At 72.2% G+C, this 25,944-nt stretch carries 24 protein-coding genes and 1 pseudogene; 12 read left to right on the plus strand and 13 right to left on the minus strand.

The window, feature by feature from the left end; translation table 11 throughout:
* Nucleotides 1-26: 26 nt before the first annotated feature.
* The gene (locus QWU11_RS05430; protein ID WP_290103906.1) at nt 27-197 is read right to left on the minus strand and encodes a hypothetical protein; all 171 of its coding nucleotides are present in this window, start codon (nt 195-197) and stop codon (nt 27-29) included.
* A gap of 70 nt (nt 198-267) precedes the next feature.
* Nucleotides 268-2,430 (minus strand): TOMM precursor leader peptide-binding protein, encoded by a 2,163-nt coding sequence (locus QWU11_RS05435; RefSeq protein WP_290103907.1) that lies wholly within the window; start codon nt 2,428-2,430, stop codon nt 268-270.
* A gap of 515 nt (nt 2,431-2,945) precedes the next feature.
* On the opposite strand from QWU11_RS05435, the gene QWU11_RS05440 reads away from it, so the two are divergent.
* The 4 genes from QWU11_RS05440 to QWU11_RS05455 all read left to right on the plus strand — a co-directional run bounded on the left by QWU11_RS05440 (nt 2,946) and on the right by QWU11_RS05455 (nt 7,128).
* A complete protein-coding gene (locus QWU11_RS05440) occupies nt 2,946-3,416 on the plus strand; it encodes a nucleoside deaminase (RefSeq protein WP_290103908.1) in 471 nt (156 codons plus the stop codon).
* Nucleotides 3,413-4,372: a 2-oxoglutarate and iron-dependent oxygenase domain-containing protein gene (locus QWU11_RS05445; protein WP_290103909.1), complete on the plus strand. Its 960-nt coding sequence runs from the start codon at nt 3,413-3,415 to the stop codon at nt 4,370-4,372. The genes QWU11_RS05440 and QWU11_RS05445 overlap by 4 nt, the downstream gene beginning before the upstream one ends.
* A gap of 93 nt (nt 4,373-4,465) precedes the next feature.
* On the plus strand, nt 4,466-6,055 hold the full coding sequence (locus tag QWU11_RS05450; RefSeq protein ID WP_290103910.1) for a glycosyltransferase: 1,590 nt from the start codon (nt 4,466-4,468) through the stop codon (nt 6,053-6,055).
* Nucleotides 6,056-6,057: 2 nt separating this feature from the next.
* Nucleotides 6,058-7,128, plus strand: coding sequence for a phosphotransferase (locus QWU11_RS05455; protein ID WP_290103911.1), 1,071 nt, complete (start codon nt 6,058-6,060; stop codon nt 7,126-7,128).
* On the opposite strand, the gene QWU11_RS05460 is transcribed toward QWU11_RS05455, so the two are convergent.
* Entirely contained in the window at nt 7,103-8,065 is a 963-nt protein-coding gene (locus QWU11_RS05460; RefSeq protein WP_290103912.1) for a DMT family transporter, read from the minus strand. The genes QWU11_RS05455 and QWU11_RS05460 overlap by 26 nt on opposite strands.
* A 78-nt stretch (nt 8,066-8,143) precedes the next feature.
* Here QWU11_RS05460 and QWU11_RS05465 point away from each other — a divergent pair, with 78 nt between their 5' ends.
* Nucleotides 8,144-9,043 carry an acyltransferase domain-containing protein gene (locus tag QWU11_RS05465; RefSeq protein ID WP_290103913.1) on the plus strand — a complete coding sequence of 300 codons (900 nt, stop codon included), beginning with the start codon at nt 8,144-8,146 and terminating at the stop codon, nt 9,041-9,043.
* Between the two features lie 3 nt (nt 9,044-9,046).
* Here the strand turns inward: QWU11_RS05465 and QWU11_RS05470 are convergent, their stop codons facing one another.
* Nucleotides 9,047-10,027: a DUF5954 family protein gene (locus tag QWU11_RS05470; RefSeq protein ID WP_290103914.1), complete on the minus strand. Its 981-nt coding sequence runs from the start codon at nt 10,025-10,027 to the stop codon at nt 9,047-9,049.
* Between the two features lie 81 nt (nt 10,028-10,108).
* Nucleotides 10,109-10,948, minus strand: a complete 840-nt coding sequence (locus QWU11_RS05475) for a S1 family peptidase (protein WP_290103915.1) — start codon at nt 10,946-10,948, stop codon at nt 10,109-10,111.
* A 270-nt stretch (nt 10,949-11,218) separates the two neighbouring features.
* Between QWU11_RS05475 and QWU11_RS05480 the strand changes: the two are divergent.
* From QWU11_RS05480 to QWU11_RS05490, 3 genes and pseudogenes are all read left to right on the plus strand, one after another.
* Nucleotides 11,219-11,857: pseudogene (locus tag QWU11_RS05480) on the plus strand (ATP-binding cassette domain-containing protein); the annotation flags it as partial.
* A gap of 80 nt (nt 11,858-11,937) precedes the next feature.
* Entirely contained in the window at nt 11,938-12,672 is a 735-nt protein-coding gene (locus QWU11_RS05485) for a hypothetical protein (RefSeq protein ID WP_290103916.1), read from the plus strand.
* A 218-nt stretch (nt 12,673-12,890) separates the two neighbouring features.
* Nucleotides 12,891-15,644, plus strand: a complete 2,754-nt coding sequence (locus QWU11_RS05490) for an NACHT domain-containing protein (protein WP_290103917.1) — start codon at nt 12,891-12,893, stop codon at nt 15,642-15,644.
* On the opposite strand, the gene QWU11_RS05495 is transcribed toward QWU11_RS05490, so the two are convergent.
* The 8 genes from QWU11_RS05495 to QWU11_RS05530 all read right to left on the minus strand — a co-directional run bounded on the left by QWU11_RS05495 (nt 15,614) and on the right by QWU11_RS05530 (nt 23,875).
* A complete protein-coding gene (locus QWU11_RS05495) occupies nt 15,614-16,252 on the minus strand; it encodes an SRPBCC family protein (protein ID WP_290103918.1) in 639 nt (212 codons plus the stop codon). The genes QWU11_RS05490 and QWU11_RS05495 overlap by 31 nt on opposite strands.
* A gap of 11 nt (nt 16,253-16,263) precedes the next feature.
* The gene (locus tag QWU11_RS05500; protein ID WP_290103919.1) at nt 16,264-16,587 is read right to left on the minus strand and encodes a metalloregulator ArsR/SmtB family transcription factor; all 324 of its coding nucleotides are present in this window, start codon (nt 16,585-16,587) and stop codon (nt 16,264-16,266) included.
* A gap of 33 nt (nt 16,588-16,620) precedes the next feature.
* The gene (locus tag QWU11_RS05505) at nt 16,621-17,397 is read right to left on the minus strand and encodes an endonuclease/exonuclease/phosphatase family protein (protein ID WP_290103920.1); all 777 of its coding nucleotides are present in this window, start codon (nt 17,395-17,397) and stop codon (nt 16,621-16,623) included.
* Entirely contained in the window at nt 17,394-20,507 is a 3,114-nt protein-coding gene (locus QWU11_RS05510; RefSeq protein ID WP_290103921.1) for a glycoside hydrolase family 38 C-terminal domain-containing protein, read from the minus strand. The genes QWU11_RS05505 and QWU11_RS05510 overlap by 4 nt, the downstream gene beginning before the upstream one ends.
* A complete protein-coding gene (locus tag QWU11_RS05515; protein ID WP_290103922.1) occupies nt 20,507-21,862 on the minus strand; it encodes a 6-phospho-beta-glucosidase in 1,356 nt (451 codons plus the stop codon). The genes QWU11_RS05510 and QWU11_RS05515 overlap by 1 nt, the downstream gene beginning before the upstream one ends.
* 93 nt (nt 21,863-21,955) lie before the next feature.
* Nucleotides 21,956-22,549 carry a dihydrofolate reductase family protein gene (locus tag QWU11_RS05520; protein WP_290103923.1) on the minus strand — a complete coding sequence of 198 codons (594 nt, stop codon included), beginning with the start codon at nt 22,547-22,549 and terminating at the stop codon, nt 21,956-21,958.
* Nucleotides 22,550-22,568: 19 nt separating this feature from the next.
* Nucleotides 22,569-23,300 (minus strand): SRPBCC domain-containing protein, encoded by a 732-nt coding sequence (locus tag QWU11_RS05525; RefSeq protein ID WP_290103924.1) that lies wholly within the window; start codon nt 23,298-23,300, stop codon nt 22,569-22,571.
* Nucleotides 23,297-23,875 (minus strand): helix-turn-helix domain-containing protein, encoded by a 579-nt coding sequence (locus QWU11_RS05530; protein WP_290103925.1) that lies wholly within the window; start codon nt 23,873-23,875, stop codon nt 23,297-23,299. Before QWU11_RS05530 ends, QWU11_RS05525 begins: the two co-directional genes overlap by 4 nt.
* 66 nt (nt 23,876-23,941) lie before the next feature.
* On the opposite strand from QWU11_RS05530, the gene QWU11_RS05535 reads away from it, so the two are divergent.
* The 4 genes from QWU11_RS05535 to QWU11_RS05550 all read left to right on the plus strand — a co-directional run bounded on the left by QWU11_RS05535 (nt 23,942) and on the right by QWU11_RS05550 (nt 25,944).
* Nucleotides 23,942-24,307, plus strand: a complete 366-nt coding sequence (locus tag QWU11_RS05535) for a metalloregulator ArsR/SmtB family transcription factor (RefSeq protein WP_290103926.1) — start codon at nt 23,942-23,944, stop codon at nt 24,305-24,307.
* Between the two features lie 247 nt (nt 24,308-24,554).
* On the plus strand, nt 24,555-24,710 hold the full coding sequence (locus tag QWU11_RS05540) for a hypothetical protein (protein WP_290103927.1): 156 nt from the start codon (nt 24,555-24,557) through the stop codon (nt 24,708-24,710).
* Between the two features lie 106 nt (nt 24,711-24,816).
* Nucleotides 24,817-25,146 (plus strand): YdeI/OmpD-associated family protein, encoded by a 330-nt coding sequence (locus tag QWU11_RS05545; RefSeq protein ID WP_290103928.1) that lies wholly within the window; start codon nt 24,817-24,819, stop codon nt 25,144-25,146.
* Nucleotides 25,147-25,341: 195 nt separating this feature from the next.
* On the plus strand, nt 25,342-25,944 hold the full coding sequence (locus tag QWU11_RS05550; protein ID WP_290103929.1) for a TetR/AcrR family transcriptional regulator C-terminal domain-containing protein: 603 nt from the start codon (nt 25,342-25,344) through the stop codon (nt 25,942-25,944).

Consider the following 25,944-nt stretch of genomic DNA (forward strand, 5'->3'; position numbering starts at 1 on the left):
GCCCACGCCCCGTGCCGCCCAGCGCCTTAGCTGGTGCTGGTGCTGCAGGAGCAGCAGCTGCTCGTGCTGCAGGAGCAGCAGCTGGAGCACGAGCAGCTGGAGCTGGACGCGGCCAGTTCCAGAGCCGGGTCGACGAGCTCCTCGATCTCGAACGTCATGCTCTCCAGCGCGGCGAGCTCGTTCTTGACAGTGGACATGTTTGCCTCCCTTCTCATCCATCGCCTTGACCTCCCGCCGGTCGGCTGGCCGGCGGTAGCGGGGGAGTCCTCAGCCCGGATCGTCGGGCCGCATGGACAGCAGCACGATCCCGGTACTGATCGCCGGAACCGCGCGCAGGTCAGCGGTGGTGGTGTCCACGAGATAGGCGTCCAGGCCGTGGGCGGCGAGCGCCGCGACCATCGGCCCGGGGCCGGTCGGTGTTGCTTCCTCTTGCCGATCGGGTGATTCGTCTCCGCAGGCGCCCTCGGTCAGCGCCGTACGGGGGTCGAAGTCGGCGGGCAGGGTGCCGCCGAGGTCGGCGGGCACGCCTTCGGCCGCCATCGTCTGCGCCTGCCCGAGCACGTCGCGCAGCGCGGCGCGCAACGCCTCGCCCGGTGACGCTCCCGCGCCGACCGCCCAGACCGGGTCCTCCTCCAGCACGGCCAGCACCGCGTACGCGGGACGCGCGCCGGGCAGGGCGTAGACGCGGACGCGACGGCCGAGGTGTCCGAGACTGACCTGGGCGAACCTCCCCTCTTCGTCACGCTCGACCGTTTCGGGCGGCAGCTCATGCGCCGAGGCGGTGCCGCGCACCGCGGCGAGCAGGCCGCGGTAGGCGAGCGCGTCCGCGAGGCCCGCGGCGAGCACCTCCGTGCGCGACCCGCCGGCGGCGCTCCCGGCCGCGACGCGCTCGAACCGGGCGTCGCGGTTGACCGAGGTGAGCGGGTACGCCGCGGCCTGCGGCACCAGCACGCGCTCGCCGGTGGCCACGGCGACCGCGGGCACGTACGGGCGCGGCGCGTCACCGGCCGGGGCGACACCGCTCCAGGTCAGCAGGCCGGCGTCGGGGATGACGCGGTGGCCCTCGGCGGTCAGCCGGGCCGGGGTGCCGGCCACGACGTCGGACCGGTTCGCGAAGGTGCCAGCGTACCAGGCCAGCGCCGACCGCACGGCCGCGACCCGGGCCTGCAGGAACGTCTCGGGGTGGTAGGCGGTGATCGTACGGGGGCCGCGGGCCACCTCGCCCGAGCCGGCCACCCGGACCCGGCCGATCTTGAGCGGGATCTGCTCCAGCGCCTCGTCGGCCCAGGCGGACAGCACGCCGATCCGCGGTGAGATCAGCGGCCGCACGCGCTCGAAGGTCTCCTCGTCGGTGGCGTCCTCCGGCTCGGCGGCCGGCGGAAGCGCGAGGTCGCGGCACAGGGGGCAGGCGGGGTGGGGCAGGAGCGGCTCGCGTACGGACTCCAGCGTCGTGGCGTCCTGCACGATGACGTGCCGCTCGTCGGCGGCCGTGAACTGCCCGGAGAAGAGGCGGAACGTCTCGAGCGCGGCGGCGTTGCCGATCATCGCGGGCACCGTGCCGGTGGCCGGTGTGGACCGCTCCACGGCCTCGCCGAGCGCGAGCTCGCGCCAGAGGTCCGCGGCGAGCCCCGCGTCGCCGTTCGCGGCCAGCCGGAGCTGGGCGCAGAGCCAGCAGGGTCCGGTGGTCGTGCCGGTCAGCGGGCCGAGTACGACGCGCTCGCCGGTCACCACGACCGGCAGCAGGCGCGCGTGCGACCCGGCGGCGTCGCGCAGCCGCCGGCTGACCGCGAGGAGTTCGCCCAGCCCGTCGCCCTCGGCCGCGAAGATCACCACGTCGTAGTCCGGCCAGGGCACGTCGGCGGCGCGCGCGGTGAGGGTGACCGGCAGGCCCTCGGCCGCGTCCTCCAGTGCGCCGGTCACGTCGGTGCCGTCGCGCGGCGTGACGTAGTCGACCTCGGCCATGCCGTTGCGGACCAGGCCCTGGACGGCGGCGGTCAACACCGGCGCCGAGCCCGCGACGAGCGCCCGCGCGGAGCGGAACCGGCCGAACCGGACCGCGGGCGAGTCACCGCCGGCGGCGAAGTGCTCGATGAGGTTGATCTGCGGCCGGAACCGCGTCAGGACCGCCTCCGGCAGCCCCGCGTCGGCGGCGGGCGGCACGTCGCGCACGAAGCCCTGCGCCAGGAGTGCGCCGGTCAGGCGCAGCACGGTCTGCCGCTGGCCGTCGCTCAGGCCGTCGCAGAGCTCACCGACGCTGACCTCGCCGTTCATGCGCGGGCCCAGAATCGAGATCCACTGGTAGGCGAGCTTGCCCTTCAGCACGCAGGCGGTCTCGGAATGCCGGAGATAAACGCCCGTCTCGACGCGCAGAAACACCGCGTCATTGCGCAGCCGCGGCCTGATCTCCAGCAGCTCGGAGTCCGTCGCCATACCGTCAGCACTCCCGTTCCAAGGGGGCGAAACATTGGTAAAGCAAATCGAAACCCCGAGAATGACCGCCCATTCCTCTGATCGTGACGGACGAACACTAACTCACGACCGCATATGGGTCAATACCGTTATTTAACTCGTAAAGCCGCAGGTCAACGGAGAGATAGGGGTAAAGGTCGCGAATAGATAGGGGCTTGATAGGAGCTTAATAGGGGGTACCAATTTTCATCTATTCCCTACCACTTAAGCATGATTTACGCTCGGTGATCGGCACTTGCACCATGCACGGTCTGAACTGGGGAGACACCGTCACCGGCGGCACGGCGGCAGGGCACACCTCGTTGACGCTCCGTATTCTTCGGGCCGACCGCTGACGACGATTACTTCCATCATGCTCGAACACCGTTGTATTCTGCCCTTGACATTTCCGGTGACGGCCGTTCTCCCGGCAGGCCTTCGGTTCCCGCCGAGTGAGGGGAAGAAGTCACGCTGCGAATTGGGAGACCCCTACTCGGATGACGGATGGTCAGAGATCTACCGGCGACACCGCGATGCTGAGCGTCGCACTCGACGAGGCGCGCGCCGGATACGCCGAGGGCGGCGTCCCGGTCGGCGCCGCCCTGTTCTCCGCCGACGGCACGCTCCTCGGGCGGGGGCGCAACCGCAGAGTGCAGGACGGCGATCCCTCCACGCACGGCGAGACCGCGGCCTTCCGCGCCGCGGGCCGCCGCCCCTCCTACCGCGGCACGACCATGACGACGACGCTCTCCCCCTGCTGGTACTGCAGCGGGCTGATCCTGCAGTTCGGCATCTCCCGGGTGGTCGTCGGCGAGGCCCGTACGTTCGAGGGCCGGCACGAGTGGCTGGCCGGGCACGGCGTCGAGGTCGTCATCCTCGACAACGCCGAGTGCGCCGACCTGATGACGGCCTTCGTCCGCGAGCAGCCCCGGCTCTGGCAGGAGGACATCGGCGCGGTGAGCGGATGAGCGCCGTCCCGGTCATCGACCTGCGGGCCTGGTTCGACGGCGACCGGGCCGACCGCGAGCGGGTGGCGGCACGGGTCGACGCCGCGCTGTCCGAGATCGGCTTCCTCGTGGTCACCGGGCACGGCGTGCCGGCCGGGCCCCGCGAGCGGATCCGGGAGGCGGCCGGCCGGTTCTTCGCCCTGCCGGAGGAGGTCAAGGCGCGATACGCCGCGACGGTCGGCGAGCGCGGATGGCTGCCACCGGGAGTCGAGGCCAACGGCTACGCCGAGGGCACGCCGACGCCGCCCGACCTGAAGGAGACGTTCGCGGCCGGCGCCGACCGGCCCACCGGCGACGCGGCCATCGACGCGGAGTGGTTCCAGCCCAACGTGTGGCCCGCCGAGGAGCCCGAGCTGGAGCCGCTCGTGGTCGACCACCTGGCCCGGATGCGCGCGCTCGCCGGCGAGCTGCTCGTGATCTGCGCCGCCGCCCTCGGCCTCGCGCCCGACTTCTTCACCTCGCGGGCCGGCCACCCGTCCTACACGCTCAACATCAACCGCTATCCGCCGCTGTCCCGCCTCGGCCCGCCCGAGCCCGGCCAGTTCCGGATCGGCCCGCACACCGACTTCGGCACCGTGACCGTCCTCGACCGGCAGGACGGCGTCGGCGGCCTGCAGGTCCACACCCCGGAGGGCGGGTGGGCGAACGCCCCGTTCGTCGAGGACTCCTTCACCATCAACACGGGTGACCTGCTGGCCCGCTGGACCGGCGACCGCTGGCGCTCGGGCCGCCACCGGGTGCTGCCGCCCGACCCGAGCGCCCCTGACGAGGAGCTCCTCTCCCTCGTCTACTTCTACGAGTGCGACCCCGGCGCGGTGATCGAGTCGCTCGGGCCGCCCGTCGGCCGGGTGGCCCACCCGCCGGTACGCGCGTCCGAGTTCCTGCTCGAACGGCTCGACGCCATCACCCTGCGCTGAGTCCTCCCCGCGTACGGATTTAGGAACCGGGCAGGAACGCATCGCGTCTCAGGCACGTAGGGGGTGTTCGCCGACCTTTTTCCCGTGAGGACCATGGAGACTCTCTGCCAGAACGACCTCGTCCGGAAGGCGACCGGTGTCACGCTGATCGTGGCGTCACTGGTCTACGCGGCCTGGCTCGCCGCGGACCTGCGATCCGACGACCTCTGGCTCTCCCTTCCCTTCCTGCTGGCGAACTCGTTCCTGATCTGCCTGCTGTTCGTCACGGTCCACAACAACTGGCGCCGCCTCCCGCTCGCGGTCGCCGCGCCCGCGCCGTTCGCCGAGCCGCGGGTGGCCGTCCTCGTCCCGACCCTCAACGAGCCGCCGGGAATGGTGCGCCGGACGCTGGAGAGCGTCCTCGCCCAGGACTGGCCCCACGACCGGCTCGTCGTGATCGTGGGCGACGACGGGCACCGCCCGGCCGTACGGGCCATGGTCGAGGACCTCCAGCGGAGTCACCCGGCGGTCCTCCTGCACTACCACCTGCCGCCGCGCCGGCACACGCCCGCGCGGCGCGGTGACGCCAAGGACGGCAACCTCAACTCCATGCTCGGCCTCGTCGCCCGTGAGGCGATCGCCTTCGTCGAGACCCGTGACGCCGACGACCTCGTCGGCGACCCGCGCTTCCTGCGCCACACGGTCGGCCATCTCGTGCGCCATCCCGACGTGGCGTACGTGCAGACGGTCAAGGACTGCCTGGTCAGCCCCGGCGACCCGTTCGGCAACCGGCGGCGGTTCTTCTACCGGGGCATCATGCTCTCGCGCGCCGCGGCCGGCGCCGCCTTCCCCTGCGGCAGCGGGCTCGTGTGGCGGCGGGCGGACCTGGAGGCGATCGGCGGGTTCCCCACGTGGAACCTCGTCGAGGACCTCTACTCCGGATACCTCGCGCTGCAGCACGGCATGCGCGGCGCCTACCTGCCGATCGACGGCGCGGTCGGCCAGGTCGCGCCCGAGGACCTCCCCAACGTGTACAAGCAGCTCGGCACCTGGGCGATGGACACCATGCGGATCTTCTTCTGGAGGTCGCCGCTGACCACGCGGGGGCTGACGTTCCGGCAGCGGCTGCAGTTCCTGGAGGTCGGGCTCTTCTACCTGTCCAGCATCCCGACGCTGGTGCTGATCCTTACCCCCGCGTGCTGCCTGCTGTTCGACGTCCGGCTGTTCCAGGACCACGTCGTCGCGCACGTCGTCTACTCCACCGGCTACGTCCTGCTGCTCGCCGCGTACATGTTCGTCCTCGGCAACGGCACGTCGTGGCGGGAGGTGCTGCGCGCCAAGCAGATGTGGGTGGGCCTGATGTTCGTCCACAGCGGCGCCTGCCTGCGGGCGCTCTGGTACGGGCCGCGCCGCAAACCGGCGTACCGCGTGACGCGCAAGGTCCAGCGGGCCGGCCTCTACCTCAAGGAGGTCGCGCCGCACCTCGCGCTGGTCGCGCTCTTCGCCGCCGCGATCGTGCGCCACCTCCTGCTGCCGGCCTCCGGGCGCGCGCTCGACCGGTTCGACCTGGGGTCGGTCTTCTGGGTGGTCGACTACGGCATCCTGCTGTTCGCCTTCATCCGGCGCAGCTGGTTCGGACTGGGCCGTACGGGGCAGGCGGAGCCGGAGATGGAGACGATCATGGAAAACGCGGCGAAGGGTTAGAAATGCCGACGAGACTCTATTCCGAGCGCCTCGGCCCGATATCGGACCGGCAGCTCCAGGCCGCTCTCGACCGCTTCGACCTGGGCCGGCTCATCGCGGCCGAACCGGTCCCGCACGGGCACTTCGGGCAGAACCTCTTCGTACGCAGCACCGCAGGGGAACACGTGCTGCGCGGCAACCCGTCCTTCGCCGCGCAGTTCGGCGCCGAGGGCTTCGCGGTGCGGCTGCTGTCCGAGCGCACCCGGGTGCCGGTCCCGACGCCGTACCGGATCGACCCGGCCACCGGCGTCTTCGGCTGGAGCTACGTCATCATGCCGCGGATGCCCGGACTCCAGCCGTCCGCCCCGGAGGTACGCGGGCGCCTGGACGCCGCCGCCCGGCAGGAGATCGCGCGTGCCCTCGGCGGCAACCTCGCGGAGATGCACTCGGTGACCTCCGACAGTCCCGGCCGCTTCGACGCCCGTACGGGAGAGCTCGGCCCGCTGGAGCCGGCGGACGAGTCGGCCTGGACGCCGCGGAGCCGGTTCACCGGCCCACCTGTCACCGGCGTCCCGTACGCCCGCTGGGTGAGCGACCGGATCAAGAGCCGGCTCACGCTGGCCTGCGGGCACAACCGGACCGCGACCACCGCCGGTGACCTCGCCTGGGTGCGCGCCCTCCTGACCGAGGGCGCCGAAGCGCTGGCCGAGCCGTTCCGGCCGTGCCTGGTCATGGAGGACTACAAGGAGGGCAACCTCGTGGTCGCCCAGGACGGCGGGCGGTGGCGGGTCAGCGGGGTGTTCGACCTGGCCGAGTCCTACTTCGGCGACGGCGAGGCCGACCTCGCGCGTACGGTCTGCTCCTACCTCGATGAGGACCCGGACCTGGCGCGCGCGTTCCTGGACGCCTACGTCACCGCTCATCCTCCGCGCGCGGGCTTCGCCGAGCGCACGACGGCCTACCTTCTGCTCGACCGGGCGCTGCTGTGGGAGTTCTTCCAGCGCAACGGCCTGAGCTGGTGGCCGGAGTCCTGGACCTTCCGCGCGTGGGCCGAGCGCTACCTCTCCCTCATGGAGCCCGTCCTGCCCGCGTGACCTCAGCCGGGCTCGCGGGCTCCTCGGCTGCGCGCGTCTCGGCGGGGCGCCGGGACAGGTAGACGCCGACGAGGCAGAGCAGGCCGCCGCCGAGGGCGGGCAGGGCCGGCACCTCGCCGAGCAGCGTCCAGCCGAGCAGGATCGCGATCGGCGGCACGAGGTAGGTCGTCGTGCCGAGCCGCCCGGCGCTCGACCGGGCCAGCGCGTACGCCCAGGTGGTGAAGGCCAGCGCGGTCGGCATCACGCCGAGGTAGACGACCAGCGCGACGGTCTGGGGGCGGGCGTCCGACAGGTCGCCGGCCAGGCCCGGCCCGTACGGCAGGCAGACGACCGCGCCGATCGTGCAGGACAGCCAGGTCACGTGCAGGGCCGAGGCGTCCCTGAGCAGCGGTTTCTGCACCACGACGCTGATCGCGTACGCGACGGCGGCCACGACGCACAGCACCGAGCCCCACGCGTCGGCGCGCCCGCCCGAGGAGCTCGACATGCCGATCACGACGACGCCGGCGAAGGAGATCAGCAGGCCGCCGACCAGCGGCCGGGGGAAGCCCTCGCGCAACACCGCCCCGGCCAGGACGGCGACGAGGAGGGGGCCGATGTTGACCAGCATCGCGGCGGTCCCGGCGTCGACGTGCCGCTCGGCCTCGTTGAGCGTCACGTTGTACAGGCCGAACCACAGCACCCCGCAGGTCACGAGCCGCGGCCAGGCGCTCCACCGGATCGGGGGGACCGCGCCCTTCCCGCGCCGGGCGAGGACCACCGCGCCGAGCACCGCGCTGCCGACGAGCAACCGGCCGAGCGACAGCTCCCCCGCCGACAGATCGCGGCCGACCCGCCGGATCGCCACGAAGGCCGACGCCCACAGCAGGACGGTGACCAGGATCGCCACGAGCGGGAGCGTGCGTGTACGCCGCGACGGCGCGGGTTCAATCGTCATAGGCCCGAACCTACGGGTGGCAAATTTCGGCCGCTATCGAATATTCGCCCGTGGACGTCCTCCGCCGATAATCAGAGGATGGACTCAGCGCAGCGGCTCGGTCTGTCCCCCGAATGGTCGCATCGCCTGGACGGTGTGGCCCCCGTCAAGCCACGGCTGCCGGCGCCCGGCGTGCTCGACCGGCTCGCCGTGGCGCCCGACGACGCCGCCGAGATCCGCGCGGGCTGGCCGTCCGACGAGTGGCCGGAGGAGCTTTCCTGGCTGCTCGGACGCGTCGTCGCCCTGGTGGGGGCGAACCTCGGCGGCGCGGGCTGGCTCGTGCCGGGCCCCTGGCTCCCGCGCGGGCTCGGACCGGACTGGAAGCACTTCTACGTCTATGTGTACCTCGCACTGCTGGAGGACGCGCTCGCCTACCACGCGCGGCGCGGCATCTCCGAGGAGGTCTCCTGGGCGACCCTCGCCGACCTGGGCCGCAACCTCGCCATCGACCGCCGGATGAACGGCGAGGGCTGGTCGGTGATGCTCCAGTGGCTGACTCTGCACGTACGCGGCGGACTCTACGAGCTCGGGCGGCTGCAGTACCAGCGGGCGCGGGAAGGCCGGCTGGCCCTGCACATCCCCCGATCCGGGCCGCTCACCCCGCAGGCGTGCGACGCGTCGCTGGAGCTCGCGCGCCCGTTCTTCAAGCGGCACTTCCCGAACGAGTCCTACGAGTCGGCGTCGTGCGGCTCGTGGCTGCTCGACCCGATGCTCGCCGAATACCTCCCGCCGGGGTCCAACCTCCTGCGCTTCCAGCGCCGCTTCGAACTGCAGCCGGGCGGGGAGGACGCCGTCGACGACATCATGCACTTCGTGTTCGGCACGCACACGACACCGCTGGACGGTCTCCGGGCCGAGACCTCACTCCAGCGGGCGGTGCTCGCCCACCTGCGGGCGGGTGGCCGCTGGCAACGCCGCACGGGCGTGCTCGCGCTGTAGCTCTCAGCCGTCCTCGTCGATGAGGTCCCAGGTGCGGAGTTCGTCGGTCTCGCCGGTGAGCGGCGGGTCGGGGTCGTGGTCGGAGGGCCGTGGCGGCTCCGGGCCGTCGGGCCCGATGCGCACGGCGGTCTCGACGCGGATGATCCGGAAGCGGCGCCCCGCGACGCGTACCTGGTGCACGCGGTCCTCGTCCAGGCGCTGGGCCGCCTGCCGGTAGGCCACGAGCTCCTCGTCGGAAGGTTCCAACAGCACCGGCACGATCTCCCGGAAGTAGGTGGCCAGGGCGCGGCGCGCGTCATGCGGGGAGGGGATCGCGCCCGTCTGGGCCGGCCAGTGCCCGTCCTTCTCCTCCGCGACGGCGAACCTCGGCGCCAGCACCGCGAGCCTCGGGTGGCTGGTCAGCGCCTGCTGGGCGTCGCGGGTGATGTCGGCGGGCACCATCGCTCCCCGGGGGACGGCCTCCCACCGCTCCCCCAGCAGCCCGGCGCCGCCCGGCGTCTCACCCGGGCCCAGCACGCCGGCGGTCATCTTCTCGAAGATGCCGTGCCGGGCGGTGCGGTCGGTGTCGGGGTCGGTGGAGCGCGGCGGCTCGGGGCCGGTCAGCCCGTACCGGAAGAACCGGTCCGCCCGTACGACGCGGAACCGGCGGCCGGCCACGACGAGTTCGTCGAGCCGCTCGTGCTCCAGCAGCGCCGACGCCGCCCAGTACATCTCGCGCTCGCTCGCGGGGATCGCCCGGCGGCGGGCCAGGATCCGGAACCACCAGCCGAGCCCGTCGCGCGCGGCCTGCGGCGTCGTGTCGGTCATGGTGCTCATCAGCCAGCCCGCGCCGGTCTGCTCCATCACCCCGAAGGTCGGGCCGAACCACAGCGTCGCCGGATGCGTCCGCTGCGCCCGGAGTGCCGCGAATCGCTCCGACCCGGCCACCTCCGCCGCCGACCATGGGAGATCACTGGAAAGAGCCGTGCCATCACTACCTGTCACGTTCCACATACTGCAACGTGACGCCTCGCCGCCGCAGGGATTCGCGAGACATGGCGGACACGACGGCCGCCACGACGCCGGTCAGTAGACGGACACGCCGTACGCGCTGAGGACCTCCAGGATCGGCTGGAAGTACGAGACGCCGCCGGAGGTGCAGTTGCCGGTGCCGCCGGACAGCAGGCCGAGCAGGATGGTCCCGTCGTACAGGGGGGCGCCGCTGTCGCCGGGCTCGCTGCAGATGGTGGTCCGGATCAGGCCGCTCACGGTGCCCTCGGCATAGTTGACCGTGGCGTTCAGCGCCGTGACGGTGCCGCAGTGGACGCCGGTCGTGCTGCCGCGCATGCAGACGTGCTCACCGACGTAGGCGTTGGCCGCGGAGGTGATGTCCTGGCTCCCGACGGCCCCCTCGTGGATCACCGTTCCGGTGTAGCGGACAAGAGAGTAGTCATCGCTCGGGAAGCGGCTGCCGACGGTGGTGCCGATGAGCACTCCGCCGACCGTCCTCCAGGTGGTCGCGACCGTCCCGCAGTGCCCCGCGGTGATGAGGTAGTAGGTGGCGCCGCCGACGACGTTCGCGCCGAGGGTGCAGCGGTACACGCCGTTGCCGATGATGGGGTCTCCGCCGCTGAGCCGCAGGCCGAGCGTTCCCGCGACGCGCTCGACGCGTACGCCGTGAGAGGCCGCGACGGCCCTGAGCCGGCCGAGGCGCGCGCCGGTGACCGTGCCGTCCGCGACGGCCACGACCGCGTGCGACCTCGGGTCGACCAGCCACACGGTGCCGGTGATCGCGGTCTGCGCGCTCAGGGTACGGGCGACCGTCTGGGGATCGGCCGCCGCAACCGTCGCGCGGGCGGTCGCCGGGGTGAGCAGCAGGCTCGCGACGAGCGCGGCGATTCCCCTCCGGCGAATGTGTGGTCTCACGCGTCCTCCAAGGGATCGGCACGCGCGGCGAGGTGCGCATGTCCGGCACATTCTGAATAGCCGTTCAGGTGGCGTACAGCCTTTCCTTCTGGCCGGTTCGGGCCAGGTCGCAGCGGTCGGCGGAAAGGCGAATTCCGGTCAGTGCGGGGTGGGGTAAGCCGTACTCGCGGTCCTCGTGGCGGCACGATCGATTCGCCGGCCGATGAAGATCAGGATGAGGTCCTGTCAATTTCCTCGCATCGAGAAAGGGACAGAATCGTGGATCATACGATCGAGGTACGCGGGCTGACGAAGCACTACCGGTCCACGCTCGCGGTCGACGCGCTCTCCTTCGACGTCGCTCCCGGGGCCGTGACCGGCTTTCTCGGCCCGAACGGCGCGGGCAAGTCGACCGCCATGCGGATGATCCTGGGCCTGGACGCCCCGGACGCCGGGCACGCGCGGATCGGCGGGCGCCGTTATCGCGAGCTGCGCCGGCCGCTGCGCGAGGTCGGCGCCCTCCTGGAGGCCAAGGCGTTCCATCCCGGCCGGTCCGCCGCCGCCCACCTGACCGCGCTCGCCGCCGCGAACGACATCCCGCGCTCGCGGGTGGCCGAGGTGCTGGAGCTGGTCGGACTGGAGGGGGCCGCACGGCGGCGGGCCGGGAGGTTCTCGCTCGGCATGGCGCAGCGGCTGGGGCTGGCCGCCGCGCTGATCGGCGACCCCGGCGTCCTCGTCCTCGACGAGCCGGTCAACGGCCTGGACCCGGAGGGCATCCACTGGCTCCGGTCGCTGCTCCGCTCGCTGGCGGCCGAGGGCCGCACGGTCTTCGTCTCCAGCCACCTGATCGGCGAGATGGCCCTGACCGCCGACCGCCTGGTGGTGATCGGCGCGGGCCGGCTGGTGGCCGACACCTCGGTCGCCGAACTCTCCGCGCGGTACGGCTCGCTCGAGACCGCGTTCCTGTCCCTGACGTCGGCCGGCGTCGAATACCGCGGAAAGGCCGCCTCATGACTCTCTTTTCCTCCGCGTGCCGGATGGAGTGGATCAAACTCCGCAGCCTGCGCTCGACCTGGTGGACGCTCGCGTTCACCGTCGCGGGCGCGATCGGAGTCGCCGTCGCCGTCGGCGTGAACACGAAGAACGCGTCCGGTGACCTGACGAACAACGCGCTGGCCGGCATCGCCCCGGGCCTGCTGATCATCGGCGTCCTCGGCGTGCTGACGATGACGAGCGAGTACTCGTCTGGAATGATCCGCGCGACGCTGGCCGCCGTACCGGCCCGCCCGGCGCTGCTCGCCGCCAAGGCGGCCGTCTTCGGCCTGATCACGCTGGTCCTGGGCGAGGCGACCGCGTTCCTCGCGTTCGTGGTGGGCGGGATGGCGTTGCCGTCGCGGGTCACGCCCCCGTCCTTCGGCGACCCGGGCGTGCTGCGGGCGGTCGTGCTGTCGGGAGCCGGCTTCTGCCTGGTCGGCCTGTTCGGCCTGGGCCTGGGCGCCATCATCCGCCACTCGGCCGCCGCCCTGGCGACGTACGCCGGCGCCGTGTTCGTCGCCGGCCAGCTGCTGGCGGTGACCCCGTCGGCGGCCCGCTGGGTGCCGCTGGCCATCGTGGGCGACTCGCTCGCCGACTCCCGCCCGACCGCCACCGGCCTGCCCCCCTGGACCGGCCTGGGAGTCCTGTCCCTGTACGCGGTGGTGACCCTCGCGGTGGGCGCCTGGCTCCTCGTCCGCCGCGACGCCTGACCTCGGTGGCCCGTCGGGGCCAGGCCGCGCGGCGTGACGGAATTCGACGCGATCGCCGGTTCGTTCTGGGACGACGACCTCCCCGGCGTCCGGCGCTGTCCCTGGCGCCGGACTTCCGGTCCTTCGTCGAGGGCCTGAGGGATTCCCGAGGACTGCCGGCAACGTACGGACCTCGCGCGGCGTCTGACTGATGGGCGCAGCGAGGAAAGGACGTCGCAGTGGGATTCGTCGACCAGATCGCGGTCGAGGTGTTGGCCGACGTCATCGCCGCCACCGGGCGCCGGATCGGGGTCTCGGCGTCGGCGTTGCGCGCGGGCCGCTCGGAGGACCTGGCGGTGGCACGGTGGTTCGACACGTACCGCCTCACCGAGAACCTGCCCGGCCTGCCCTCCGACGAGGCCTTGGGGGCTCTGCTCCAGGGTGACGAGCTCCAGGCGGCGGTGCACGAACTTCTCGCGGCGCGGCTGACGGACGCGCCCGAGGCCGACCTCGCCCGGGTCCGGGACGTGTTCGAGCTGACCACCGGCGCGCCCTCAGTGGCGGGAGAGCTGTTCGACTACTACGACGGTGAGATCTGCACGCTGGTGGGACGGCTCTCGGAGTCCGGCCTGCTGGGTCAGGTCCGCTCGGAGGCGCTGTCGGCCCGGATCATCTCGGTCCTCCACGCGATCGAACGCCACACGGCGGCGCTCCGTACGCGCCCGGGCCGGGAGACCGAGGCGAGCTTCCTGGCCCGCTACCGGCGGCACCTGACCGAGCACCACGGCCAGATCGACCCGCCCGACTTCGACCGCCGCCGCCGCGTCCCCATCGCCGACCTGTACGTTCCGCCGGCCGTCATCGGCGACTCCCGCGAGATCGATCTGTGGACGCTCGACGAGGAGATCGACCGCACCGTACTGCTGGGCGATCCCGGCGCGGGCAAGACCACGGCGAGCAACGTGCTCATGAACCACCACGCCGAGGACGCCGCCCGGAGGGTCCCGTTCCTGGTGACCCTGCGCGACCTCGCCGCCCAGGACCCGCCGGAGCGTTCGGTCGCCGCCTACGTCGAGCACCGTCTTGAGGCGTTCTACCAGTGCCCCGCTCCGCCCGGACTCGTCGCCCACCTGCTGCTGTCCGGCCGCGCTCTGGTGATCTTCGACGGCCTGGACGAACTGGTCGACCCGCGTCGCCGGGTGGACGTGACGACGATCATCGAACGCTTCGGCACGGAGTATCCGCTCGCGCCCGTCCTCGTGACCTCCCGGCTCGTCGGGTACGACCAGGCCCGGCTGGACGACCGGCACTTCCGGTGTCATCGGATCGCGGCCTTCACCGAGGAGAAGGTCGGCGAGTACGTGCGGAAGTGGTTCGCCCAGGAGCGGGAGATCACCTCCGACGAGGCGGAGCGCTGGGCCGCGGCCTTCATGACGGAGAGCGAGGCCGTCCCGGACCTGCGCGCCAACCCGCTGATGCTCGCCCTGATGTGCATCCTGTACCGGGGCGAGGGGTCACTGCCCCGCAACCGCGCCGAGGTGTACGAACGGTGCGCCAAGCTGCTGTTCCACAAGTGGGACGCCCGGCGGCACATCCACGTCGACCTCCAGGCCGGGCACCTGCTGGAGCCGACGCTGGGCCACCTCGCCCACTGGCTCTTCACCCGTGACGAGGCCCAGGCCGCCGTGCCGGAACGCGAACTGGTCGACGAGACGGCCAGGGTGCTGCTGGAGTACGGCTTCGAGCCCGAGGTCCAGGCGCGCGCGGCGGCCGAGGAGTTCGTGGAGTTCTGCCGCGGCCGGATGTGGGTGTTCAGCGACGTCGGCACCACCGCCGCGGGCGAGCCGCTCTACGCGTTCACCCACCGCACCTTCATGGAGTACTTCGCCGCCTCACATCTGGCCTACACGAGCGACACCCCCGAGGATCTCGCCCGCCTCATCGCCCCTCACGTGGAGCGCGACGCGTGGGAGGTCGTCGGCGAGCTGGCAGTGCAGATCAAGGCCCGCACCACCAGACTGGGCGCCGATCGTGTTTACACCACGCTGCTCGACCATCCCGGCGGTTGGGGTGGCAGCCTCCTGTTCCTCGCCGGGAGCCTGCGGTCGATCACGCCGACACCCTCGACCGTTCGCACCCTCGCCCGGCAGATCTTCGATCGTCTCGCCGCCGGTGACATGGATGATCCGGAAGCGTACGGGCCGCTGGTTCTGCTGCTCCATGACGGCGTCGCCTACAGGGAGGTCGTCAACGAGGCGCTCCGGGGCAAGGCGACCCGGCTGGTCGAATCAGCGGATCCGGCCGTCCGCCTGACAGGCCTTCGCCTTGCCGTTTTCTTCTACAACGGCAGCATGCCCCAGTCCGAGTTCTGGGAAGCACGCAGAGCGGAGAACATCCAGATCTACGCGGACGCGATCGTCGACGCCGCCGAACGCGACGGTGCCATGGCGAAGATCGCGGTCGATGCCGGCCTGCTCACGACGAAAGAGGCCCTGGAGATGCCACGCGGCCTGTTCCTCGCCATCGAGAGGGGTCCTTTCGGAATCTACGGGCAAGGCTGGCCCAGCTTGGCGTTCATCGTGGCTTCGCGCTCTTGGGAGGCCCGCGACTCCATTACGCCTGTCGGGAGACACATACTCGCGCACCCCGACCCTCCCTATGTGACCGAGAACGTGGAGCCTTGGCACACCGGCCCCGTCGACCAGGCAGTGGGAATCAAGCTGAGACCCGACTCAGTGGCCTATCTCGGTTCCGGAGTCTGCCTGCTCATCAGCAGTGAAGCGATGGCGGCGATGCCGGACGGCCGGCCGGAAGATCTCCTCGGGCCGTTCTCCGCACTGCATCCCTATATCGCCCGCAGGCTGGGAGACACCTCCGTTCGGGAGCTGCCCGAGCTGCCGATCCCCGGGGTGTTCCGGCGACTGTTCCGGGACTGGGCGGACCGCAAGGTGGACTTCGTCGGTCAGGAGTCCTCGGGAGGGGCGGCGGTGTAGGCGGCCGTGGTGCGGTCGGCCGCCGCGCGGGCGGTCTCCTCGTCCGCGCCGCCGGCGATGTCCGCCTCGGCCCAGGCCTCGCTGCTCAGCGTCATGAAGCGGCGGCCCTCCTCCGACGACGCCCACGCCATCGCCTCCGCAGGGTCGGCCTGCTCGCCCGACGACAGGTGCAGGGTCAGGCCCATCAGGCCCATCTCCCAGCCGATGCCGACCGCGCCCGGTCCGAACTGCTCCCAGTGGTCGTCGACGTGCGCGATGTGCTGGAGTTCGAAGCGGGTCCCGGACGACTCCGGCACCAGGCGGACCTCGATCCAGCTCGTCTGGCCGCCGAACTCCCACGTCGCCGCGAAGCCCTTCGGCGGGTCGCAGCTGGAGATCGTGCCGCCCGCGTTGCCCTCCAGCTGGAACCGGCCCCCGAGCCTCAGATCTCCCGACACCGGCAGGAACCAGCGCCGGATGCGGTCCGGCGACGTGCACGCCTCCCACAGATCTTCCGGGGTCGTGTCGTAGACCCGGCTGATCGTCACCGTGCGGGCCTCGCCCGCCTCCAGGACCCGGTCGCCGACCGTACGGCTCACCGAGTTGATCTGCGACGTCACATCGATCATCAGGTTCTCCCTCATCGTTGCCGCCGGCCCCGGGCGATCTCCGTCTCCAGCGCGTCCAGGTGCGGCGTCCAGTAGCGCCGGAAGCGTTCGAGCCACTCGTCGACCTCCCGCAGCGGCGACGCGTTCACCGCGTAGAGCCGGCGGGTGCCCTCCGGGCGTACGGTCGCGAAGCCGGCCTCCCGCAGGACCTTCAGGTGCTGTGACACCGCCGGCTGCGAGATGCCGAACTCCTCCTGGATGACCGCGCAGACCGCGCCGGAGGTCCGCTCACCCGCGGCGAGCAGTTCCAGGATGCGGCGCCGCACAGGGTCGCCGAGTACGTCGAACGCGTGCACGCGACAGAAACTAACGGCAACGACTTATATAAGTCAAGTCTTAAAGAGCACGTCGCTCACCAGGCCGAAGTGGTCCGACGCCCACACCTCGCCCACCGGCGTACGGAAGGCCACCTCCGTGTGCACCGGTTCGGCGCCGGTGAAGACGTAGTCGATCCGGCGCGACGGCACCCGGGCCCGCCGCGCGTAGTCGTTGACGCGCGAGAACGTCTCTCCGGCCGACCCGTCACCGCCCCAGGCCCACGCGTCCGCGAAGCAGACGTTCTCCCCGTCGACGGAGTGCAGGCCGCGCAGGTACCGGATCTCGTCGGAGTCCGGCTCGGCGTTGAAATCGCCCATGATGACCGGCGGCAGCCCGTCCGCGAGCGAGGCGACCCGCGCCGCGATGAACCGCACCTGCGCCAGCCGGGCCGCGCCGTGGTCGCCCTCCCAGTCCAGATGGGTGACGAAGACGGGCAGGTCGCCCGCCTCGGTCGCCACCCGCGCGTACAGCAGCACCCGCGGCTCGATCCCCGGCGCCGTCGGCAGCGGGTACGTGCGGTGCGAGCGGATCGGCAGGCTGCTCAGCAGCGCGTTGCCCTGGACGCCGGTGCGCAGGGTGGCCGCCGGGGAGTAGGCCACCTCGTACCCGAGCGACTCGGCGATCTCCTCCGCCTGGCACGTGCCGGGCGGCTCGTCGCGCATCACCTCCTGCAACCCCACCAGCCGGGGCGACAGCCGGCCGAGCTCGGCCCGGATCAGGCCGAGGCGTTCCGGCCACGGCCCGTTCCGGCCCCAGAGGTTGAGCGTGGCGACGCGCAGCGTCGTCATCCGGACCCGCGCAGCCGCAGCGTCAGGACCTGGAACGGGCGCAGCTCGACCGGCACGGTCCCGTCGGCGGCCACCTCGACCGCAGAGTCCTCGACCGGCCGTTCCAGCAGGTCGGTGACCTGCGCCCCCGCGAGAGGGAACGACGCGCGCAGCCGTGTACCGGCCCGCCCGCCGAGCGACTCGTACAGGCGGACGACCACGTCGCCGGACCGGTCGTCGGCGAGCTTGATCGACTCGATCGAGGCGGCGTCACCCTCGACGCCGACCAGCGGCGTCGTCGCCGGGCCCGAGCCCGCGGCGACCCGCAGCGGCAGGTTGAGCGCGTACCCGCCGGCGACGGTGTCGGCCACGGTCGCGCCGGGCAGCAGCACGTACGTCATGCGGTGCCGGCCCTGGTCGGCCTCTGGGTCGGGGCTGCGCGGCGCGCGTACGACGCTGTAGCGGGCGGTCGTCGTCGTGCCGCCGTCCGCACGGGTCGTACGGGTGACGTCGTGGCCGTAGGAGGCGTCGTTGAGCAGCGCGACGCCGTAGCCCGCCTCGGCCAGGTGGATCCAGCGGTGGCAGGAGGTCTCGAACCGGGCGGAGTCCCAGCTCGTGTTCGTGTGCGTGGACCGGAAGACGTGGCCGAACTGGATCTCGGCGGCCGTACGGTCCGCGTGCACGTCGAGCGGGAACGCGATCTTGAGGATGCGCTCACGCTCGTGCCAGTCGATCTCGTTGGCGATCCGCACGCCCGCGCCGCCCGCGGCGACCGTGATCGTCTGCTCGATCCGCGACGCGCCGAACGAGCGCACCACGCGTACCGACGCGACGAGCGGCCCGCGGTCGAGGACGGTGACCTCGTCGGCCTCGGTGAGGTCGGTGTGACGGCGCCGGTAGTGCCGGTCGATGTCCCAGGCGTCCCAGTGGTTCGGCAGGTCGTCGTGGAGCTGGAGCAGGTTGCCGCGCGCGCCGGGCGCCAGCACCTCGCGGCCGGCCGTCAGGTCGCGGACGGAGGCCAAGAGCCCGTCGCCGTCGACCTCGACCCGGACCAGGCCGTTGTCGAGCACGTGTCCCCGCGGCGTCTCGGCCACCGTGACCGGCGCGGGCGGGTCGGCGGCCTCGATCGGCGCCGACCCCGAGCCCGCCACCTCGGCGAAGGCCGCGCTCGACCCGTCGGCGAGCGTCTGGGCCCGCGGTCCCGCGGTCACCGAGGACGGCAGCGTCACGACCTCGGCGCGCCGGCGCGGGCTGGTGTTGAACACCCGCCCCGGCCCGTTCTCGCCCGCGAGCGCGGCCTGGGCGGCACCGATGATCTCCTCCAGCTCGGCCCGTACGGTCGCGTAGGTCGCCTCGGCCTGCCGGTGCACCCAGGCGATCGAGCTGCCCGGCAGGATGTCGTGGAACTGGTGCAGCAGCACGATCTTCCACAGCCGGTCGAAGTCCTCGTAGGGGTAGTCGAGCCCGGCGGTGACCGCGGCGGTCGCCGACCACAGCTCGGCCTCCCGCAGCAGGTGCTCGCTGCGCCGGTTGCCCGCCTTCGTCCGCGCCTGGCTCGTGTAGGTGGCGCGGTGCAGCTCCAGGTAGAGCTCGCCGGACCAGACGGCGGCGTCGGGGTACTCCGCGCGGGCCGCGGCGAAGAAGGCGTCCGGGTGCTCGACCACGACCTTCGGCGACCCTTCGAGGTCGCGCAGCCGCCGCGCCCTCTCCAGCATCTCCCGGGTCGGGCCGCCACCGCCGTCGCCGTGGCCGAACGGCAGCAGCGAACGGGTGCCGCCGCCCTTGTCGGCGTAGTTGCGCACCGCGTGCGCGAGCTCGCTCCCGTGGAACGTGCCGTTGTAGGTGTCGGCGGGCGGGAAGTGGGTGTAGATCCGGGTGCCGTCGATGCCCTCCCACCAGAACGTGTGGTGGGGGAACTTGTTCGTCTGGTTCCAGGAGATCTTCTGGGTGAGGAACCACTCGTTGCCCGCCAGCACCGCGAGCTGCGGGTACGCCGCGGTGTAGCCGAAGGAGTCGGGCAGCCACACACCCCGGGTCTCCACGCCGAACTCATCGAGGAAGAACCGCTTGCCGTGGACGAGCTGGCGGGCGAGGGCCTCACCGCCCGGCAGGTTGCCGTCCGCCTCGACCCACATGCCGCCGACCGGCGCCCACTGCCCGGCCTTGGCCGCCTCCTGCATGCGCCGGAAGACCTCCGGATAGCGGTCGCGCACCCAGGCGTACTGCTGCGCCTGCGAGCAGGAGAAGACCAGCTCGGGGTAGTCCTTGGCGAGCGCGGTGACGTTCGCGAACGTCCGCGCGGTCTTGCGCTGGGTCTCCCGCAGCGGCCACAGCCAGGCGCTGTCGATGTGGGCGTGGCCGGTGCCGGAGATGACGTGGGCGCTGGCGTGCGCGGGCCGGGCCAGCACCTCCGCGAGCGCGTTGCGCGCCTGGGCGGCGGTGCCGGCGACGTCGTGGATGTCGAGCCGGTCCAGCATGCGTTCGAGGGCGCGCAGGATCTCGTGCCGGCGCGGGTCGTCGGTGTGCAGCTCGCGCATCAGCTCCGAGAGCACCTCGGTGTCGAGCCGCAGGTGCCAGACGTCCTCGTCGAGCACGGCCAGCTCGGCGGAGCCGAACCGGTAGAGCGGGTCGTCCCCGGCGGTGGCCTTGTCGCCCAGCGGCGTCGGGACGAAGCCGTTGCCGAGGATGTCGGGGTTGGCGGCCATCTCGACCAGCAGGCCGACCCGCTCGCCGCCCGCCGCGTCGCCGCTGACCGGGACGTACTGGTTGAGCGGCTCGACGCCCTTGATCGGGCGGCCGTCCAGGTCGTACACGAGTCCCTCGGCCTCGAAGCCGGGCCCGCGCCCGGTGAAGCCGATGTCGATCACGGCCTCGACGCGGCGGCCCGCCCACTCGGCCGGCACCGTCGCCGTCGCCCGCAGCCAGCTCGTGGACCAGGCGCGGCCCCACGGAGTCCCGGGCTCGAACGGGACGTACGCCGCGGTCAGCGCCTCGGTGACCGGCACCGGCTCGTCCGGAACGTGCCAGACCTCGAGCGCCATCGGGTGCCGCGCCGCGTACGTCGCGGGCACGATGCGTTCCCGCAGCACCCGGTCCAGCCGATCCTCGACCTGCCTGCGATCGTCGTGCATCAGCGCTCCGCCTTCCCGCCTAGGTATCCGAGCTGAGGAAAGTCCGTCTCGAACCGTTCGAGCAGCCGCCGGGCCACCGTGACCGAGTCGACCAGCGGGTGGATCGCGAGCGCGCGCAGCGCGGCGGACCGCGAGCCGGTCGTGGCCGCCTCCAGGACCGCGCGCTCGACCGCCTTGACCGAGGTGACCAGGCCCAGCGCGTGGTCCGCGAGCGGCGCGGCGGCGAGGGGCCGCGCGCCGTTGGCGTCGACGAAGCAGGGCACCTCGACGACGGCGTCGTCGTCGAGCCCGGCGAGGGCGCCGCGGTTGCGCACGTTGAGGATCAGGGTGGTGCGCTCGTCGTGGGCGATCGCGCGCATCAGCGCGAGCGCGACGTTCTCGTAGCCGCCGGAGTCCATGTCGCAGGACGCGCGCTCGCCGGCGCCCGCGGCCTCGCGGTTCTCCGCCATGTAGGTGCTCTCGCGCGCCGACCGGGTGCTCTCCCAGTCCGCCAGCGCGGAGCCGGGGGTGTCGGGCGTACGGGCGTAGAAGTCGCGCTGCTGGTCGAGGACGAGCGCGCCGCGGGTCTGCGGCGCGGCGCGCAGGGCGGCCACCGCGTCCCGGTTGAAGTAGTAGTAGTGCAGGTACTCATTGGGCACCGCGCCGATCGCGCGCAGCCACTCCCCGCCGAACAGCCGCCCCTCCTCGAAGGAGGAGAGGGCCGCGTCGTCCGTGAGCAGGTCCGGCAGCACGTCCCGGCCGTCGACGCGTACGGCGCGCAGCCAGCCGAGGTGGTTGAGGCCCGCGTAGTCGAACCAGGCACGGTCCGGGTCGACCCCGAGGGCGGCGGCCACGCGGCGGCCCATCCCGATCGGGGAGTCGCAGATGCCGATCACGCGGTCGCCGAGGTGACGCGACATGGCCTCGGTGACCAGGCCGGCCGGGTTGGTGAAGTTGATGACCCAAGCTCCGGGGGCGAGCGCGCCGACCCGGCGGGCGATCTCGACGGTGACGGGGACCGTGCGCAGGCCGTACGCGACGCCCCCCGCGCCGACGGTCTCCTGGCCGAGCACGCCCTCGTCGAGCGGGCCGCGTTCGTCGGCCGCCCGGCCGTCCAGCCCGCCGACCCGGATCGCGGAGAACACGAAGTCGGTGCCGGCGAGCGCCTCGTCCAGGTCGGTGGTGACGCTGACCCGCGGGGGGTCCGGATGGCCGGCCGCCTGCTCGGCGAGCACCTGGCCGATCACCGCGATCCGCGCCGGGTCCGGGTCGTACAGGACCACCTCGGTGACGCGGCCCTCGCCGCGATCGGCCAGAAGAGCCCGGTGGACCAGGGGGACGCGGAAGCCGCCGCCGCCGAGAATGGTCAGTCTCACGTCTCGGTCACCGCCAGGGCCGGCTCGTACCGGTGGACCCGAAGCATGCGAGCACGGTAGCGCACACTCGATCACGCTCCCAGGAGCGCGTGCCTATCCTCCGGCGGCCGGCCGGAAGGTGCGGACCTGCGCGCCGTTCGCGCCCGTGGCGGCGGAGACCAGCTCGAAGCCGCGCAGGCCTCCGTCGTCGGGAAAGATCGTCTTTCCGCCGCCGAGCAGCACCGGCATGGTCATGAGGACGAGCTCGTCGGCCAGGCCCTCGCGCAGGAGGGCGCGTACGAGGGTGGGGCTGCCCATGACGACCAGGTCGCCGCCGCCGGTCGCGCGCAGCTCGCGGACACGGGCGAGGGCCTCGTCGCCGGGGATTCGTGTGGTGTTCCAGGTCAGCTCGGCGTCGCCGAGCGTCCGCGAGACGACGTACTTCGGGATGGCGTTCATCCGGTCGGCGAACGGGTCGCCGGCCCGCTCGGGCCACGCCGCGGCCATTCCCTGCCACGTACGGCGCCCGTACAGCAGGGCCTCGGCGCCGGTCAGCGCGCCGGTGAAGGCGCCGCCGACCACCTCCGGGTCGAAGTACGGGTGGCTCCAGCCGCCGTGGGCGAAACCGCCGTCGGTGTCCTCGTCGGGGCCGCCGGGGGCCTGGACGACGCCGTCCAGGCTGATGAACTCGGTGATGACGATGCGCATGCTCTCTCCTCGTCGCGTTTCAGCCGAAGCGCTCGGCGGTCCAGGCGTCCCACGCGGCCTGCTCGTCGTGGCCCGCGAAGTTCTGGTGGCCCATGACGAGGGCGTCGCCGCGGTCGGTGCCGGAGTGGATGAACCGGTAGAGGCCCGCGTCCGTGCGTACGCCCAGGTTGACGGGCAGGTTCTGGTAGAAGACGACGCCGGCGGAGCCGTCCGGCAGGCGGACGTCGTCGCCCTCGGTCACGTCCGGCGTGACGCCGAGCGACTCGGTGACGATCTTCCAGACGGCGTCAGAGCCGCCCGCGCCGGGCCGGAAGACGGTGGCGACCGAGGGCGTACGGCCGGCGAAGTGGGCGAGATACTGCCTGAGGGTCTCCAGGTAGATGGGCCAGCCGGCCTTCATCGCCTCGAACTCGGTCTCCCAGTCGTCGCCGAGCATGCCGCTCTGCACGAGACGGAGCACGGTCGACCCTTCGCCGCGGCCCTCGATGAGGTACTCGAACGCCATGAACCGGCCGTCGGGCGTCTCGGCGCCACGGGTCGCGAGACGGGCGCCCGGCTCGTACGCGGTGATCGTGGCCTGCTCGGTGTGGCCCATCATCGTGAGGTTCGCCGGGCCGCCGGCCTCCGAGCCGAGCTCGGTGCGGCCCATGAACCAGGAGTCGACGCCCGGTCCGGTCGCGATCGCCTCCCAGACCTGCCCGGGGGTGGCCTCGAACTCGATCTCGTCGTTCAGCTCGAACGGGTGGGTCATGACGCTTCCTTCATGCTGGGGTGGACGGCGACGACGATCCGGTGGTCGCGGCCGTTCTCTGTGTGGTATTTCGACACCAGGGCGGTGACGGCCCCGGAGAGCTCCTGTACGAACGCGGCCCGGTCGGCGGCCGAGGCGAACCGCACCTCACCGTCGATCGCGAAGGTCGCGAGGCGCTTGCGGGCCTTGGCGGCGCCGGTGATGAGCGCGCCCATGTCTCTGACCAGCCGGACCGCGACGGCCAGCAGCCAGCTCGCGGACAGCTGGTCCGGGGCGCGGTCCGGGTCGGGCGCGACGGAGGCCAGCACGGCCGGCGAGATCACGTAGGAGGCGGCGGTCGCCCGCATGATGCGCTCGTTGACGTTGCCCTTGCGGCGCTCCTCGATCATCTCGACGAGCCCGTGCGCCTCGAGGGTCTTCAGGTGGTAGTTGACCTTCTGCCGGGGCAGGCCGACCTTGGCGGCCAGCATGGTCGCGGAACCGGGCTCGCTGAGCTCGGCCAGCAGCCGGGCCCGGATGGGGTCCAGCGAGACCTCGGCGGCGGCCGGGTCCTCGATCACGGCGATGTCCTGCATGCCGGCAAAGCTAGCAGCCGACAAATTATTTTGTCAAGAATACTCTGTTTTTCGGTGAGGTCACGGATGGCCGTTGGACCTGGCGTTCTCGGAGCCACAGACGACGGCAACCGCCGGCCACTGCGGTCGCGACCCAAGGGAGCGACGGCCCCCGGGCGCGGGGGCCGCGAGCCAGGCCGGCGTGGCGGCGGACAGTGGCCGGACGTCTTTCGTGCGGTCGCCGATCCGACCCGGCGTGCGGTGCTGGAGGTGCTGACGCAGGCGGGGGAGCTCACCGTTACCGAGCTCGCCGGCCGGCTCGACGTCGGGCTGCCGATGCTCTCCCGGCACCTGGCCGTGCTCCGCGAGGCGGGGCTGGTGAGCGAGCGCCGGGCGGGACGTCACCGCGTCTACGGCGTCCGGCCCGCGCCGTTGCGGGAGCTGTTCGACTGAGCCTCGCTGCTCAGCGGCTTCTGGGCCGAGCGGGTCCAGGGGTTGCACGCCTACCTGGACCGGCGAGCCGAAGACGCCGCCGCCGGGAACGCCTCCGCCGAGGCCGTCCCGCCCCCGCAGGGCGCCTCCCCCGCAACCACCTCCCCTGAGACCGGCTCACCCCAGAGTGCCTCCCCTCACAGCACCTCCTTCGAGAACGCCTCCACCGATGCCGAGACCGACCGACCGCGGACCGGAGACTCCGACGATGCGACGTGACCTGACCATCCAGACCGACCTGCCCCACTCCCCCGCCGTCGTGTGGCAGGCGCTCACCGATCCCGTGGCCCTGGCCGAATGGCTCATGCCGGTCGAGGACTTCGCGCCCGTCGTGGGGCGGACCGAAACCCGGGAGACCGCATGAGCGGCATCGCGTTCCGTACCGAACTGGCCAGGGAGCGCGACGCCGTACGCCTCCGCGTCCCCGCCGATCTCGCCCCGGACCTCGGCACCGCGCGCCTGGTCCCCGTGTGATCACGATCAACGCCCATCGTGTACGGGCGACCCTGCACAAGATGGGCGGCACCTACGTGACGGCGGTGAGCAACGCCGTCCGGCAGGACGCGGGCGTCACCGCCGGCGACACCGTCGAGGTCACGATCGAACCGGACACCGACGAGCCGGACGTCGAGGTACCCGCCGATCTCGCCGCAGCCCTCGCCGAGGCCGCGGTGACGGAGGTGTTCGGCCGGCTCACGCCGTTCCGCCGCCGCGAGATGGTCGACGCCGTGGTCTCCGCCAAGAAGGCCGACACCCGCGCCCGGCGCGTCGGACAGGCGGTGGCGCGACTCGCCGGGTGAGCCCCGGCAGGTACCGGAATTCCGTTGACTCCCGACCGGAACCCCCGCCGTACGCGCTATCGTCGCCCCGTGCCCGCGGCCCGCGCGGTGGGGCCGGGGGCCGGCCGGCGACGCGGTGATCGGGTGGCGCGAAACCTTCCATGATCGCTGTTTTCCGTTGACGGCGCCCTGCCGCCCGATGATCCTTGGGAGATCATGAATTCCGACGCTACGTCCCAGTGGCCTCCGCCGGCCAAGAGCACCGACTCCGTACGGCGCAAGGTGGTCGACGTCGCCGCGGAGTTAATGCGCGGGGCTCCCGCTGCGGTCGGCGCCTCCTCCGCCCCGGTGTTCGGCGGGGACTCCTCCGACCAGTCCGCCATGAACCTCTACCTCGCTCTGCTGATGGACCAGCTCCCGGTCTACGCGCGTACGCTGATCGACCTGGAGTCGCGGGTCGGTGAGGGCAGCGTCGAGCAGAACCTCATCCCGGCCGGTCTGGCGACGATCCAGTTCTACTGTGAGATCCTGGCCGCGAAGGTCAGTGTGTTCACCAAGCCGGACCAGCTCGTCCAGCTCCGGCAGGGGCTCCGATCCCGCGACATGGGACCCCAGGCCGGCTACACGCGCGTCGCCGCGTACCTCGGTGAAGAGCGCCGGCTGGGCCGGATCGCGGCCGACGTCGACTGCGACGCCGCCGCGCAGCTGCTGGTCGGCGCCTGCCTCAACTACGCGTTCACCAAGATGCTCCTGGACGACGTCCCGCCGCGTGAGCCGTTCGTCGAGCGGGCCGTACGCGGTCTGCGCCTCTGCCCCTGA

Origin of the sequence: Actinomadura sp. DC4 (genome assembly GCF_030406325.1) — a bacterium.
Lineage (GTDB): Bacteria > Actinomycetota > Actinomycetes > Streptosporangiales > Streptosporangiaceae > Actinoallomurus.